The sequence below is a fragment of the Candidatus Thiothrix phosphatis genome, assembly GCF_035668035.1.
Lineage (GTDB): Bacteria > Pseudomonadota > Gammaproteobacteria > Thiotrichales > Thiotrichaceae > Thiothrix > Thiothrix phosphatis.
In genome coordinates this window covers 1-15,744 of the sequence record NZ_JAYMYJ010000124.1, presented here as the reverse complement: position 1 = coordinate 15,744, position 15,744 = coordinate 1, and the positions used below count along the sequence as shown (strand labels likewise).

Here is a 15,744-nt window from a genome sequence, read left to right as displayed (position 1 = left end):
ATTGCCCAGTTAGAGAAACTGGCCTGCGCACAGGCCAGCCCTTTCGAAGTTTACCTGTCATAAACCAAACTTGCGCTGACGGATGGCCTGAGCCAACTGGTGAACTGCCATCGCATATTTCACATTGGGATTATACCGGGTAATAACATAGAAGTTTTCACCACCCACCCAATACTCATCCGTCGAACCTTCCAGCTTGATCAAACTGACCTTGGAGGAATTAAGCGCCCCTTGCGGCCTGACTCCACTCGCCAGCAACTGGCCCAAGGTGCGGGAAGGCTTTTTGGCCGTTGTCTCGGCAATACTAGCATAGCCACCGCCTGAAACATATGCAGGCACCGCCACACCCCCGCCCCGCTTCCAGCCATTTTTGGCGAAGTAATTGGCCACACTTGGAATGGCATCTTGAGGGTTCCACATATCGCGTTTACCGTCACGATTGCCATCAATGGCGTAGCTGCGGTAACTGCTGGAAATAAACTGCCCAAGCCCCATTGCCCCTGCGTAAGACCCCTTGAAAATTTGTGGCCGTACCCGCTCCTCACGCGACAGCAACAGGAACTGCTCCAGCTCCTTTTGATAGAAACTGGCGCGGCGCGGGTAATCAAAACCCAGCGTCGTCAACGCTGACAATACGTTATGGGCTCCCGTATTTTTGCCGTATTGGGTTTCCACCCCAATAATGGCGACCAGATATTCAGGGTCGACGCCATACTGACGGGTAGCTGCGTCCAGCAACGCCTGATTGCGGTTCCAGAAGTCCACCCCGCCGCGGATACGCTCTTCGGTCAGGAAAATCGGGCGGTACGCACGCCACCCCTGACCTTCCGCTGGCGCGCCGACCTTGGTCAAGGCTTCGGAATCACGCTGGACACCAGAGAATGTCTGCTCCAGAAATGCGACATCGAAACCATGCTGGCTGTTCATCTTGCCGATGAACTGGCGCAAGGCCGGATAGCTGGCGTAATCGCCCCGCAACCCTTGCGCATAATTATTGTTCGGCTGACGCGGCGTTGTCGTTGCAGGTGGCACTGTATTGCCACGAGGCGGCACCCCAGCGGTGGGAGGAGGCGCAGTTTGCCCCGGAGGAGCTGATGAAGGCGGTGAAAATACCCACGGCCATTGTGGGCTGGCCGAGCCGGGTGGTGTGCCGCACCCCCCCAACAGGCTGCCCAACACTGTTAGGACGGCTAATTGACCAAGCGTTTTCTTCCCTATAGGTGAATCCTGCATGATTCCCATCTTTCTCTCCTGATAACCTTTAGGAAGCGCCAGAAAATCCGTCTTCAGCCCTCCTGTTGATAGATACGTTTGCGCTTTCTCATGCCCATGATAATGCCAAAACTCATCATTAGCGTCACCACCGATGTCCCCCCGTAACTCACCAGGGGCAAAGGCACACCGACCACAGGCAGCAACCCACTGACCATGCCGGAATTCACAAACAGATAGAAAAAGAATGACACACTAAGACCTCCACCCAGGAGACGGGCGAACGTATCCTCCCCCTTACTGGCCAGATACAAACCACGCCAGATAATGAACAGGTACAACCCCATCAGGATCAGATTGCCCACCAGCCCGAATTCTTCGCCAAAAACCGCGAAAATGAAGTCCGTATGCCGTTCCGGCAGAAAATCCAGATGGGACTGATCCCCATTCATCCAGCCCTTTCCGTAAAACCCACCAGAACCAATCGCAATTTTTGACTGGTAAATATGGTAACCAGTTCCCAACAAATCGGATTCGGGATTCAAAAGTGTATCGATGCGCCGCCGCTGGTAATCATGCATGCCGAAAAAATACAACAAAGGTGCCGCCACCGACACCAGCATCAAGCCACTGCTAATCAGCCACCAGGACATGCCCGCCAAATAAATGACGAAAAACCCAGAGGTTGCTATCAACAGGGCGGTGCCCAAATCCGGTTGTTTCATAATCAACAACATCGGCACAAACACCAGCAACAGCGCAATCACCACGTCAATAAAGCGCGGCGGCAGGGGCTTTTCCGAAAAGTAATAAGCCAGCATCATTGGCACCGCCAGCTTCATGATTTCCGCAGGCTGAATGTCCGTGCCAACGTATAACCAACGCTGCGCGCCTTTTTTGGTGACGCCGATCACCAGCACCAACACCAACAAGGTCACGCCAGCGCCATACAGCCAAATAGACCACAGCCGCAGGGTTTTGCTGGAAATTTGTGAAAAAATAACCAGCAAACCCAGGCCAATCAAAAAATTCACAATCTGTCGCTGAACCTGATCCATATCGGCATCACTGGCGCTATAGAGGGTCGCCAACCCCAGGAAAACCAGCAAGGAAAGGACAGCCAGCAGCACAGCATCAACCCGTTGCAGGGCGACAACCAGCCATGAAGGCAAAAGGCTATTAATCATGCGGGTCCTCCGCGCCACTGGCGTCTGTTTCGGTCTCTGATGGCGACAACTTGTCATCCCCGTATTGTTTCAGCAGGTAAGCGTCCATGATCTTGCGCCCGATTGGAGCCGCCGTATGGCCGCCGCTGCCCGAGGAGTTTTCAACAATGACCGACACCGCAATCTTGGGGTTATCCACCGGCGCAAAACCGATAAACAATGCATGGTCACGCAACCGCTTGGCGATCCGGCCTGCATTGTACTTGCCACCGGCCAAGCCAAAAACCTGCGCCGTCCCGGTTTTACCGGCGATCCGGTAAGCCGCCCCCGCCCCCGCAGCACGCGCCGTACCGCCGGGCCGCATAACATTTTCCATCCCCTGGATCGCCAACCGCCAGAAACGCTCGTCAACCTCCACCGGCGGAAAGGGCTCTGGCTTGAGCACGCTTTCCTGTTGGTTGCGGGTGATGCGCACGCCCCGCAGGATGTGCGGTTTCAAACGGACACCATGGTTGGCCATGATGGTGACCGCATGCGCCAACTGCACGGGCGTCGCCAGCCAATACCCCTGGCCAATGCCAATATTGACCGTGTCCCCCGGAAACCAGTCACGTTTGTAACGGTCTTCCTTCCACTTTTTGGAAGGCATCAGGCCAGTGGCTTCGGAAGGGAGGTCAATGCCGGTCTTCTCCCCAAAGCCAAACTTGCGCATGAAATTGGAAAAGCGGTCAATCCCCATCCGGTAAGCCAGATCGTAGAAGTAAGTGTCGCAGGATTGCTGGATAGCGTATTTCAGGTCAACCGAACCATGGCCCCGCTTGTTCCAGCAGCGGAAAACATGTTTCTGGCCGGACAAGCGGAAGAAACCCGGATCATGCACCCGCGAACCCGGTGTGATGACTTTTTCCGCCAATCCCGCCACCCCCACCATCGGCTTGATGGTTGAACCGGGCGGATACGTGCCTTGCAATGCGCGATTGAACAAAGGGCGGTCGGGATTATCCCGCAGATCACTGTAATCCTTGTGGGAAATGCCATTGATGAAGAGGTTGGGGTCAAACGTCGGCACGCTCACCAACGCCAGCACTTCGCCATTGCTGGGATCCATCGCAATGATTGCCCCACGTTCGCCCTCCAGCAATTTTTCCGCTGTGCGTTGCAGGTTGATATCCAGCCCGAGAAACAAATCCTGCCCACCCACCGGCGCTTTTTCACTGACGACGGACTGTTGCTTGCCGTGCGCGTCCACCTCAATCAGGTGGTAACCCGCCCGCCCATGCAGGCGGTCTTCATGCGAAGCCTCGACACCGGACTTACCGATGTGGGTCGTGCCGATATATTCATTTTTGTCCACCCGTTCCAGATCGTGGGCGTCAATGCGGCCCACATATCCAATGACATGGCTGGCAAGCCTGCCCAACGGGTAAAAGCGCTCCATGCGCACTTCCATATTCACGCCGGGGAAACGGGGACGGTTCACCGCAAATGCGGCGATTTCCTCTTCCGTCAGGTTTTCACGGATAGGGATTGGCTGATATTTGAAGCGCCGCACCTGCGTCTTGAAAGCCCGCACCTCCTTCTCTTCCAGCGGAATCAGTTTGCCGAGGCGCTCAAGCAGGCCATCAATGTCGGCAAGCGTCGACTTGCCGTCGCCATTTTCATCGCCAATATTGTCGCGCACCACTTCCAAAACATATTGCGTATGGCTATCTGCCAACAAGACGCCATTACGGTCGTAAATCTGGCCGCGATTAGGGGGGATCGGAATACGCTTCTGATAATGCTGCCGGGACAGTTCGGCGTATTTGTCGAATTGGATGACCTGAAGCTGGTAGAGCCTGCCAAGAATTCCCAACAAGGCGAACAGGATGAGCACACCCGCGATGAGCGCACGTATGTTAAACATATGTTGCTCATCGCGCTCAAGTTTAATGGGTCTGTCACTCATGAATCCTCAATGCTGCAAGCATCCCGTCAGCCCGGCCTGAAACCGGGCGACTATATCAGATTATGAGAACGGAATCTCCTCTGGTTGCTCTACGTTATAGCGCTCGATACTGGCCAAGATTTCCTTTTTGGCGGCATCGGCATCAGCCCAGCCTTCCACCTTCACCCACTTGTCAGCATCCAATTCCTTGTAGCGCTCAAAGAAGTGTTGGATTTGGCTGATCAACAGCTTCGGCAGATCGGTGTAATTGACGATGTCACGATAGCCGGAGGACAGCTTGTGGGCAGGCACCGCCACGATCTTGGCGTCCAGGCCCGATTCATCAGACATTTTCAGCACCCCGACCGGGCGTACTGGAATGACCGCGCCATGCATCAATGGGGTTGGGGTAATCACCAACACATCCGTCGGGTCGCCATCTTCCGCCAGCGTATGGGGAATAAAACCGTAGTTGGCCGGGTAAAACATCGGGGTAGACAGGAAACGGTCGACATACAAGGCACCGCTTTCCTTGTCCAACTCATATTTGACAGGTGTGGACAGCGCCGGGATTTCGATAATGACATTCACGTTTTCGGGAACTTCACGCCCCGCAGGAACTTTATCAATATTCATGGTTTGCTCTACCGTTGTGTAAAAATCACGGTATTATATCGCCTGTTAGCAATTCTCAACAGCAACTTGTCGACAATTTTACGAGAACAGTATGGCAAACTCATTACGCGACCAGTTACTCAAAGCAGGTTTGGTCACAGAAGAACAGGTTGAAAAAGCCAGCCAGCCAAAACCTAAAACCACCAAACCAGCTTCCCCCAAAAACCGCCCCCCCCAACAGCAGCAACGGCCAGCCCAACCGCCAAAACCGCAGCAGCCCAGAGAAAACAAGGCTTTCAGCCCGCCCAAGAAAGACAAAAGCGACCTGGCGCAATTTTACGAAGCACGCGCGCAGATCGAACGCGATGAGCGCCGCGAAGAGGAGCAGCGCCAGCGCGAGATTGCGGCACGGCGTAAGCAAACCCGTGAACAAGTAGCCGCATTGGTCAGCGCAAACCTGCAAAATGTCGACGATGCTGACATCCGCTACAATTTTGTCGTGGGCGACAACATCAAATACCTGTACGTCAACGAACAGCAACAGCAGGATTTGGCTGCCGGAAAACTCGCCATCACCTTTTTGGCTGGCAAGCGTTGCCTGATTCCGCTGGAAACAGCACAACAAGTCCTGACGCTTGACCCAGACAAACTGGTTGTCATCAACACGCCGGACAGCGAAGGCTCATGACCCTTTCGCCAACGCCTGCTTGTACAACTGGTTTTTAGGCAATCCAGTCAGGCGGGCAGCGATCGCGGCCGCCTGTTTGACTGGCAATTCCTCCAGCAGAACCGCCAATACACTATCCGCGCTCAGGGCGGCATGAAGCTCCAACCCTACCCCTTTCGACCCACCTGCCGCCACCACAAATTCGCCACGCGACATATTGGGGTCTGCCGACATTTGCGCAACCAGATCTCCAGCGCTTCCCCGGTAAATGCTTTCATACAATTTGGTCAACTCCCGCAACATCACCACCTGCCTGTCCGCGCCAAAGGCAACCGCCAAATCCGCCAGCATGTCTGCAATCCGGTGGCTGGACTCGTAAAACACCAGTGTGCGGGATTCATCCCGTAACCCCTCCAATGCTTTACGCCGGGCGGCAGGCTTGGCAGGCAGAAAACCTTCAAACACAAACCGGTCAGTAGGCAAACCGGCGACTGACAACGCCGCAATCACGGCGCTGACACCAGGAACCGGCACAATCCGGTGCCCTTCCTGGCCCAGCGCATGCACCAGCTTATAACCAGGGTCGCTGATCAACGGTGTGCCTGCGTCGCTGACCAGCGCCAATTGCATGCCCTGTTCCAGCTCCGCGCGGATGCCCGCCACCCGCCCAGCCTCATTGTGGTCATGCAAACTGGCGAGCGTATTCTGGATGCCGAAATGGGCAAACAGGCTGCGCGCCACCCGGGTATCCTCCGCATAGACCTTGTCCACTTCCGCCAAGATGCGCTTGGCCCGTGCGGTCATATCTTCAAGATTACCGATGGGCGTCGCCACACAGTACAAAACGCCTTCCGCCATTTCCCACACCTTTATGAAAACTGTTTGCAGAAACAAGGAAGCCCGCCTGTACAGCGGGCTTCCAGCCTATCCAGTCCAACCTGGACTGAACTTAAGCCATCAACGGCACGATCAGCAGCGCCACGATATTGATGATCTTGATCAGCGGGTTGACTGCCGGGCCTGCGGTATCCTTGTACGGGTCACCGACGGTGTCGCCAGTCACCGCCGCCTTGTGCGCCTCGGAACCCTTGCCGCCAAAATTGCCTTCCTCAATGTATTTCTTGGCGTTATCCCAAGCACCGCCACCCGTCGTCATGGAAATCGCCACGAAAATGCCGGTCACAATCGTGCCGACCAGCACGCCGCCCAGCGCCTGCGGCCCCAACAGCAACCCCACAATCACCGGAATCACCACCGGCAGCAGCGACGGCACAATCATTTCCTTGATCGCCGCACGGGTCAGCATATCCACGCAAGTGCCGTATTGCGGCTTGCCAGTCCCTTCCATAATGCCGGGGATCTGCTGGAACTGGCGGCGCACCTCAATCACCACGGAACCAGCCGCCCGGCCTACCGCCTCCATCGCCATCGCCCCAAACAAGTAGGGCACCATGCCGCCAATGAACAGGCCGATAATGACCATATGGTTGGAAATGTCGAAGGTCAGCCCCGCATGGTGAACGGACAGCGCATGCGTGTAGTCCGCAAACAGCACCAGCGCAGCCAACCCCGCAGAACCGATGGCGTAACCTTTGGTGACCGCTTTGGTGGTGTTGCCGACCGCATCCAACGCATCGGTAATGGTGCGGACTTCTTCTGGCAGCTTGGACATTTCCGCAATGCCACCGGCGTTGTCGGTGATTGGCCCGTAGGCGTCCAGCGCCACGATAATGCCGGCCATGGAGAGCATGGCGGTGGCGGCGACAGCAATGCCATACAACCCTGCCAATGCATCAGCGCCCCAGATGGCCAAACACACCGCCAGCACTGGTGCCGCAGTCGCTTTCATGGAAATGCCCAACCCAGCAATGACATTGGTCGCATGCCCGGTAGTGGAAGCCGCAGCGATATGCCTGACCGGCTTGAACTCAGTCGCCGTGTAATATTCCGTAATCCACACCATTGCGGCGGTCAGCAACAAACCTATCACCGCAGAACCATACAGGGCGTTGACGGAATATTCGGAATTGCCGTCCATCAGGATATAAGTGACCGGGTAGAACAACACCAACGCCAAAACGGCGGCCACAATCAGCCCCCGGTAAAGCGCATTCATGATTTTGCCGCCAGGACGGGTACTGACGAACAATGTCCCAACAATCGACGCCAGAATGGAGAACCCGCCCAGCACCAATGGGTAAATGATGGCGTTTTCACCCGCACCGGAACTCATCAGCCCGCCGAGCAGCATGGTCGCAACGATAGTGACGGCATAGGTTTCAAACAAGTCAGCCGCCATACCCGCACAGTCGCCAACATTGTCGCCGACGTTATCCGCGATGACCGCTGGGTTGCGGGGATCATCCTCGGGAATCCCGGCCTCCACCTTGCCCACCAGGTCTGCCCCAACATCAGCCCCCTTGGTGAAGATGCCGCCGCCCAAACGGGCAAAAATGGAAATCAGCGAACCACCGAACGCCAGCCCCACCAACGCATGGACAGCCTCCAGGGAAGGCGTGCCCAACAGCACCAGAACTGCGTAATAGCCAGCCACGCCCAGCAGCGCCAACCCCACCACCAGCATCCCGGTAATCGCGCCGCCTTTAAACGCAATGTCCAGGGCGGGATTCAACCCCTGCTTGGCGGCTTCCGCCGTGCGCAGGTTGGAGCGCACCGACACATTCATGCCAATATAGCCGGTAGCGCCGGAAAGCAAGGCCCCAATGGCGAAGCCGATAGCCGTCTTCCAGCCAAGCGTAATGAAAATGACCGCAAACAACACGATACCCACAATACTGATCGCCGTGTACTGACGGTTCAGATAGGCCTGAGCCCCTTCCTGCACGGCCTGGGCGATAGCGCGCATTTGTGCGCTCCCTTCCGGCCGGGAAAGCACCCAGCGTATCGTGATAACGCCGTAAATGAGCGCAGCAAGCGCACATAAGATGGCAACTGCCAATCCTGTCGACATCTGAACACCTCCATTTATTTACGAATCATTGTATTGAAAACTTACACCCGCACTGGGATACAAAATAGGCACAAGACTCCGTAAACAAGCATAGCTCCATTTCCCCAATCAAGCCGCACTCTTTATGCACACACTTGATAAAAACACACCAAATTGAGGCAGATCATTGATGTTTATCACGCTTATGAATTTACCAAAACACACAGTAAACATTCAGCCAACCTAGAAAAAGATGCTATATTTTGACGGCTTTATCCTCTCCAACCGGTTCCAGGGTCCATTACCATGCAAAAAAAATTTTCCAACCGCATCCGGCAATACCTCTGCATCGCCTTGCTGTCTGTGCCGTTCCTGTTGCAGGGCTGCTCACCCAGCTCCTTGACCGACGCATCTGACACAGCGATCCAGGGCGATGTGTCCATTGAGCAGGCCAACGCACTCCTCACCAAAGGAAAAAAACGGGAAGCAGCCCAGACATACTACGCCGCCGCCGCGCGCTACCCCTCCCCCCAGCGGGAGCGGGTTATCCTGCAAGCTGCGGAGATCGCCGCCTCCATTGGCGACGTCAACCTGACCAACAGCTACTTGGCGAAAACGCCGGTTTCAGCGCTGGATGGCGAAAACCGCGGACGTCTGGCCTATGTCAAGGCGCTGCTGGCGCTGCAACAAAACAACCCAACCCTGGCCTTGCGCACCCTGCCCACCAATTTGGACAGCCTTTCGCCTGCCTTGCGTGAAAAAGTCAAACACGTCCAGCAGCGCGCCCAAGCAATGGCTGGCGGCGCGGCCGCACAAACCATCCAGCAAGCCATCGTCCCCACCAGCGTAAACCGGATAGCCGCCCTGTTGCCACAATCCGGTTCCCTTGGTGGCGTCAGCCAAGAAATCTACCGGGGCATTGAAGCCGCCCGCAACAATCTGGCCAGCGATGCCAGCGTGCGGATGTACGATGTCAATGCAAGCGGGGCGCTCACCCAATATCAACGGGCGGTCGCCGATGGCGCAGACATCATCGTCGGCCCACTCGACAAGGAATCCCTGGCACAACTGCTAACCCAACCACAAATACTGACCAAACCCCTCTTGAGCCTCAATTACCTGACCAATAGCCGCAACATTCCAGGCGCGCTCTACCAGTTCGGCCTGCTGCCGGAAGATGAAGCCCGCCAAGTGGCAGAATTCGCCAGCGCGCGCGGCCAGCGCACCGCCATCATCATGGCTCCGGCTTCCAGTTGGGGCGAACGCCTCGCCAACGCCTTCCACACCGCCTATCAGGCCAAAGGCGGGCAAGTCATCAACATTCAGCAATACCCCGACAACCCATCCAACGCCTATATGCAAAACGTGCAAAACGCCATGGCGGCAACCCAGGGCCGCGCCAGCATGGTGTTCCTGGCCGCATCACCCAGCCAGGCGCGGTTGATGCGCCCATTACTGGCGGCCCAGGCTCCTGGCGTGCCGGTCTACGCCACCTCCCACATCTTTTCTGGACGCATCGACCCCGGCAAGGATGCAGACCTGGACGGCATCATTTACACGGAAATCCCATGGGTCATCGAAGCATTACAGGCAGGCAGCTTGAACAATTCCGCCTTTCCGCGCATGTATGCGCTCGGCATGGACGCCTTCCTGATCGCCAAGAACCTGCCCAGCATCGCCCGCAACCCGAACACACAGGTCAACGGCAAAACTGGCTCTATCCGTCTGGCCCGCAACCGTGAAATCCAGCGCAAGCTGCTGATGGCCACCTTTATCAATGGCGTCCCACAAGCGCTTGGACAGTAAGCCGTCGGCACCACACCTGCAAAGTGGCATCAACGCCGAACAGCTGGCCTGTGAACATTTACAGGCCAGCGGCTTGAAATTGCTGTGCCGGAACTACCGCCTTAAAACCGGTGAAATCGACCTGATCATGCTGGATGGGCACACCATCGTGTTCGTCGAGGTGCGCTACCGCAAAAACAGCCGTTACGGTGGCGCGCTGCACAGTATTGACCCACGCAAACAGGCGCGTATCATCCGCACCGCACAACACTACCTTCAATACCGGGCACCAGATGCGCAAGCGCGCTTCGATGTCGTCGCGGTGGAAGGTGACAACCACCCACACTGGATCAAAAATGCTTTCGAACTGGGCTGACACATGAACTTGCAGACACGCATCCAACAACATTTCGCCGCCAGTATCGCCACCAAGCAGAAAACGCTGGACCTGTTGCAGGAACCCATCCTGCAAGCGGCGCGGCTGGTATTTGACGCCATCCGGCAGGATGGCAAGATCCTCAGTTGCGGCAACGGCGGATCGGCAGGCGACGCCCAACATTTTTCCTCGGAAATGCTCAACCGTTTCGAGCGGGAACGCCGTGGGCTGCCCGCCATTGCGCTGACCACGGACACGTCCACCCTGACCTCCATTGCCAACGACTACCATTATGAGCGAGTGTTCGCCCGCCAGATCGAGGCGCTGGGTCACCCCGGCGACGTGCTGCTGGCCATTTCCACCAGTGGCGCTTCCGCCAACGTCAACCGCGCAATTGAAACCGCTCACGCCAAAGGGATGCGGGTGGTCGCCCTCAGCGGCAAGTCCGGCGGTGCCATGAAAGACCTGTTACAGGCTGGCGACGTGGAACTGCGGGTTCCCGCCGACAGCACCGCCCGCATCCAGGAAACGCATCTGCTCCTGATCCATTGCATTTGTGACCTGGTTGACCAATTGTTGCTGGCCGATACCCCATGACTGGTTCCGGCGGCAACAGCAGCGTCCATTTGCTGCGCGAAGCGGCTCCCTACATCTACCAGCACCGGAGCAAGACCTTTATCATCGCCTTCCCCGGGGAAGCGGTGGAGCAAGACAGTTTCCGCCGCCTGATCCAGGATCTCGCCATCATTGCCGCACTAGGCAGCCGCATCGTCATCGCCCATGGCTCCCGCGCGCAGATCAACCAGCGCTTGCTGGCGGCAGGACGGGTTTCGCATTTTCACCACAATATCCGCATCACCACGCCAGAAGACATTTCTTTGGTGGAAGAAGCCGTTGGGCATCTGCGCATCCAGATCGAAAAGCAGCTCAGTCACGCCCTTAACCAGCCCAGCTTTGCGGGCGAAAGCATCGGGATCTGCTCCGGCAATTACCTGACGGCGCAACCACTGGGCGTCATCGATGGTGTGGATTACAGCCATACTGGCAAAATCCGCCGTATCGCCCATCGCCTGATTGAACAACAACTGGACAACCATAACATTGTGCTGGTTTCCCCCATCGGTTATTCCCCTAGCGGTGAAACCTATAACCTGGATTACGAACAAGTGGCGCTTGGCGTGGCCAAAGAATTGGCCGCTGACAAAATCCTTTTCCTCAGCGATCATGACCTGCAACTGCCGCGCGAACTTGTCGCCGGACAGGTCACCCATGACCCATCCGCCTCACCATTCCTGTTAAAGCTCGCTAGCCTGCTGTTGCACAGCGAAATTGAGCGCATCCACCTACTCAGCGCCGCACAGGATGGCGCTTTGCTGTTGGAACTGTATACCCGCGACGGAATTGGCAGCATGATTGCCACCGAACAGTTCGAAACCCTGCGGGCGGCGACAGTGGAAGACATCAGCGGCATTCTGGAGTTGATCCAACCGCTAGAGCAACGCGGCGTGCTGATCAAACGTTCCCGCGAACAACTGGAGCTGGAAATCGGCAGGTTTCACATCATTACCCGTGACCGCGAAGTCATTGCCTGCGTTGCCCTGTATGAAACTGACGACCCGCAGGTCGCCGAGCTGGCTTGCTTGGTTGTCAATCCGCAATACCGCAGCGGCAACCGGGGCGACAAGCTCCTGCGGCATGTGTCCCAACTGGCCCAAGCACAAAACAAAACCCACTTGCTGGTGCTGACGACCCAAACCACCGACTGGTTCCGTGAGCGTGGGTTTGAAAAAGGCCATGTTGAGGCTCTTCCCGCCAACAAGAAATCACTCTACAACTACCAACGCAATTCACAAGTGCTGTTTAAGAGTCTGGCCTGACCTTTCGTAAACAAAATTGCACCTCCTGTCCCTTCCCTTTCGGCAAGCCTGATGCCTCATTTCTAATACTTATTGCAGAAATGGACTGAATAGTAGAGATGTGTCATGCACAATACGATTGTATTAAACAGCTTTGCAATGGGCGACCGTATTCCCCGGATAATCCATCAGACTTACCGCGACAAAGACTCCCTGCCGCTGGCGATCCAGGAAAATATCCGCAGGATCGCCAGCCTCAACACCAACTGGGAATGCCGGTTATACGACGACAGTGATATAGAAACCTTTATCCAGACACACTATGGCTCGGGCATCCTACAAATTTACCGCAAGATAAACCCATCCTACGGAGCCGCCCGCGCCGACTTTTTCCGTTATTTGCTCATCTACGCCCAAGGCGGCGTCTATCTGGATGTCAAAAGCGCGGCCACCCGCCCGCTTGATGAAGTCATCCACCCTGACGACTGTTATATCTTGTCAAAGTGGGACAACCTGAAAGGCGGCAAATACTACGCCTGGGGCATGCATCCGGAGGTGGCCGCACTCGAACGGGGCGAATACCAACAATGGCATGTCATCGCCGCCGCCGGGCACCCCTTCCTAAGGGCAGTGATAGGACGGGTCATCGAACGGATCCAGCATTACAATGCAGCCATTGATGGTGTTGGTTTCATGGGCGTGTTACGGACTACCGGCCCAATTTGTTACACCCTGGCAATCGAAGAAATAATCTCCAAGCACCCATCTCGCAGGGTCGAAATTGAACAGGACATGGGGATTGAATACAGCATTTATGATTCAGCCAATGCGGATCGAAGCAAAAACCACCGCAATATTTTCGCCAAACATTACACAGAACTGGAAACCCCAGTCATTTTGCCGGAAGAAGAAATCGTTGCTAGTCGACCTGCAAATGCCGCCCCGCCGCCCAAACCAGCCACAACACAGGAATCCCGATCAGAGTGGTGAAAGTGAAAAAGCCAGGATAGCCAACCGCATCCACAATCGTGCCGGAATAGCCACCGATGGTTTTGGGCAACAAGGTCATCAACGAACTGAAAATGGCGTATTGCACGGCTGTAAACGACACGCTGGTCAAAGAAGACAAAAACGCCACAAACGCCGCGCTTGCAAACCCTGCCGCCAGATTGTCCGCTGTCACGGCGGCATACATCACCGGCACGTCATGCCCTGCATACGCCAGCCACACAAACACCAGATTGGTGAACGCCGTCAGGATTCCCCCGATCATCAAGGTGCGCATGACCCCATAACGGGTGGCGAACAGGCCACCGAGAAAACCTCCAGCAATGCTCACAACCACCCCGAACGTTTTCACCGCTGTGGCTATTTCCGGCTTGCTGAACCCCAAATCCTGATAGAACACATTGGAAATCACCCCCGGCACTATATCGGTAATACGGTACAGGCCAATCAACGCCAACAGCAACACTGCCGTTTTCACACCATAACGACGGAAAAAATCCGCAATCGGCTCAATCCAAGTATCCCGAGCCATCCCACGGTTCACCGCCCCTGCCCACACCAGCATCCAACCGATCAAGACAGCCACACCTATCGCCAGGACAAAATGCATGGCCTCCAAAGCAAAGCTGATGAACGCATCCCCACCTATCGCACTTTGCCAAGCGGCAAACAGGTCACCGCCCAAGAAAAACGCGGCGACAAACCCTGCCGCCGCGCACACGAACACCAGCACCAAGCGCGTATAATCCAACGTCGCGTAATGGTGCCTGTCCGCCTGACTGCGTTCTGGCTCAGAAATCACCAATGTCGTCACCACCCCAACCAGCATGGTGGCTGCCATCGCGAAATAAGTCCAACGCCATGCGGAATACAGATAGTGTTCCTTTTCCGAGCCCAACCAAGATGCCAAAAACAACGCGCCCGCTCCGGCCACAATCATCCCCAGCCGGTAACCCGCAATATAAGTGGATGACATCATCGCCTGCAAACGGGTTTCCGCCGCCTCAATCCGGTAAGCATCAATCACAATATCCTGGGTTGCAGATGAAAACCCCAGCAATACCGCCGCCAACGCCATCAGCGTCAGATTGTGTTGGCCAGTCGCCGGATCAATACTGCCCATCAACACGATCGCCAAGATGATGAACACCTGCGCCGTCAGTAACCATGCCCGCCGTTTCCCCAACAAAGCGCCCAGCACCGGCACCGGCAACCTGTCGACCAGCGGTGCCCAGACAAACTTGAATGAATAGCCCAACGCCGCCCAACTGAAAAAGGTCACGGCCTTACGTTCAACGCCAGCCTCCCCCAGCCATAACGATAGTGAAGAAAAAATCAACAGGAGTGGGATTCCAGCTGAAAAACCAAGAAATAACATAGTAATGACACGCGGATGCAGGAACGCCCGCAGGGATTCAGCCCATCCTTCAAACTTGGGCGGGGAAGAGTCAGTCATGTACCGAAAATCCTTCTGATGTTATTCACTTATGATCAGAGACGCATCATCGGGCAATCGCCCCTTGTTGTAAACGACGAATCCCCCTCTGAAAACCGCTCGTAAGTGAGTTTGCAACATTCATCCTCCCTCAAACAGCATTTCCTGAGCCTTGAGACATACTCCACAACACACACCAGCATAGCGACATAACACTTTGGAGCGTAAACGGATTTATTCCTGGTGATAACCATATGACGGATATGGCGGACATGGATTTCTGACATTCCGTTTCTTTTTTTTGAAACTCTCAACTGTGATCACGGGAATAACTAAAGAGCGGCCGAAGCAATTCTCGGCCACGACTGGTCTAAGCAAAGGAGCATAAAATGCTTAATACAAATGTCTACAATTCTCCCACTTCGGCGAGCAGTAATTCTGTCATCAGCGGGAACTATGGCAGCAGCACAAGTTCAACCACCGGTTCCAGCTCCAGTTTAGGCAGCTCTTCAAGCTGCCTACCAGGGCTAGGGGGAGATTCATCCTCTTTGCTGCTGATGAGCTTGCTGCAACTGATCCTGCAACTGTTACAGCAGATGCAAAGCAATCAGGGCAACCAGAATGGCGGAAACAACGATTCTGGCAACGGTGGCTCCTGCGATAACCACGGCGGTCATCAAGACGACTGCTGCACTGGCGCAACTGGCGCAACTGGCGCAACTGGCGCAACTGGCGCAACTGGCGCAA

General features: G+C 55.7%; 13 protein-coding genes. 6 read left to right on the top strand and 7 right to left on the bottom strand.

Annotated elements, in window-relative coordinates:
• Positions 1-57 precede the first annotated feature (57 nt).
• The 4 genes from mltB to ppa all read right to left on the bottom strand — a co-directional run bounded on the left by mltB (position 58) and on the right by ppa (position 4,941).
• Positions 58-1,242: a lytic murein transglycosylase B gene (gene mltB / locus VSS37_RS14200; protein WP_324696273.1), complete on the bottom strand. Its 1,185-nt coding sequence runs from the start codon at positions 1,240-1,242 to the stop codon at positions 58-60.
• 44 nt (positions 1,243-1,286) lie between these two features.
• The gene (gene rodA / locus VSS37_RS14195; RefSeq protein WP_324696271.1) at positions 1,287-2,399 is read right to left on the bottom strand and encodes a rod shape-determining protein RodA; all 1,113 of its coding nucleotides are present in this window, start codon (positions 2,397-2,399) and stop codon (positions 1,287-1,289) included.
• Positions 2,392-4,284 carry a penicillin-binding protein 2 gene (mrdA, locus tag VSS37_RS14190; protein WP_324696270.1) on the bottom strand — a complete coding sequence of 631 codons (1,893 nt, stop codon included), beginning with the start codon at positions 4,282-4,284 and terminating at the stop codon, positions 2,392-2,394. Before mrdA ends, rodA begins: the two co-directional genes overlap by 8 nt.
• Positions 4,285-4,386: 102 nt before the next feature.
• On the bottom strand, positions 4,387-4,941 hold the full coding sequence (ppa, locus tag VSS37_RS14185) for an inorganic diphosphatase (protein ID WP_324696268.1): 555 nt from the start codon (positions 4,939-4,941) through the stop codon (positions 4,387-4,389).
• Between the two features lie 91 nt (positions 4,942-5,032).
• Here ppa and VSS37_RS14180 point away from each other — a divergent pair, with 91 nt between their 5' ends.
• Entirely contained in the window at positions 5,033-5,608 is a 576-nt protein-coding gene (locus VSS37_RS14180; RefSeq protein ID WP_324696266.1) for a DUF2058 family protein, read from the top strand.
• Here VSS37_RS14180 and rsmI read toward each other — a convergent pair.
• Positions 5,603-6,445: a 16S rRNA (cytidine(1402)-2'-O)-methyltransferase gene (gene rsmI, locus VSS37_RS14175; RefSeq protein WP_324696265.1), complete on the bottom strand. Its 843-nt coding sequence runs from the start codon at positions 6,443-6,445 to the stop codon at positions 5,603-5,605. The two genes, VSS37_RS14180 and rsmI, sit on opposite strands and share 6 nt — an antisense overlap.
• A gap of 91 nt (positions 6,446-6,536) precedes the next feature.
• Positions 6,537-8,558, bottom strand: coding sequence for a sodium-translocating pyrophosphatase (locus tag VSS37_RS14170; protein WP_324696263.1), 2,022 nt, complete (start codon positions 8,556-8,558; stop codon positions 6,537-6,539).
• Between the two features lie 285 nt (positions 8,559-8,843).
• Between VSS37_RS14170 and VSS37_RS14165 the strand changes: the two genes are divergently transcribed.
• The 5 genes from VSS37_RS14165 (at position 8,844) to VSS37_RS14145 (ending at position 13,544) form a co-directional block, all read left to right on the top strand.
• Complete coding sequence (locus tag VSS37_RS14165) at positions 8,844-10,343, top strand: penicillin-binding protein activator (protein WP_324696260.1); 1,500 nt, start codon at positions 8,844-8,846, stop codon at positions 10,341-10,343.
• Entirely contained in the window at positions 10,315-10,698 is a 384-nt protein-coding gene (locus VSS37_RS14160) for a YraN family protein (protein WP_324696259.1), read from the top strand. Before VSS37_RS14165 ends, VSS37_RS14160 begins: the two co-directional genes overlap by 29 nt.
• Before the next feature lie 3 nt (positions 10,699-10,701).
• Positions 10,702-11,295 (top strand): phosphoheptose isomerase, encoded by a 594-nt coding sequence (locus VSS37_RS14155; protein WP_324696258.1) that lies wholly within the window; start codon positions 10,702-10,704, stop codon positions 11,293-11,295.
• Positions 11,292-12,575: an amino-acid N-acetyltransferase gene (gene argA, locus VSS37_RS14150; RefSeq protein ID WP_324696256.1), complete on the top strand. Its 1,284-nt coding sequence runs from the start codon at positions 11,292-11,294 to the stop codon at positions 12,573-12,575. Before VSS37_RS14155 ends, argA begins: the two co-directional genes overlap by 4 nt.
• Before the next feature lie 105 nt (positions 12,576-12,680).
• A complete protein-coding gene (locus tag VSS37_RS14145; protein WP_324696255.1) occupies positions 12,681-13,544 on the top strand; it encodes a glycosyltransferase family 32 protein in 864 nt (287 codons plus the stop codon).
• Here VSS37_RS14145 and VSS37_RS14140 read toward each other — a convergent pair.
• Positions 13,474-15,018 (bottom strand): AmpG family muropeptide MFS transporter, encoded by a 1,545-nt coding sequence (locus VSS37_RS14140; protein WP_324696253.1) that lies wholly within the window; start codon positions 15,016-15,018, stop codon positions 13,474-13,476. The genes VSS37_RS14145 and VSS37_RS14140 overlap by 71 nt on opposite strands.
• Positions 15,019-15,744: the final 726 nt, after the last annotated feature.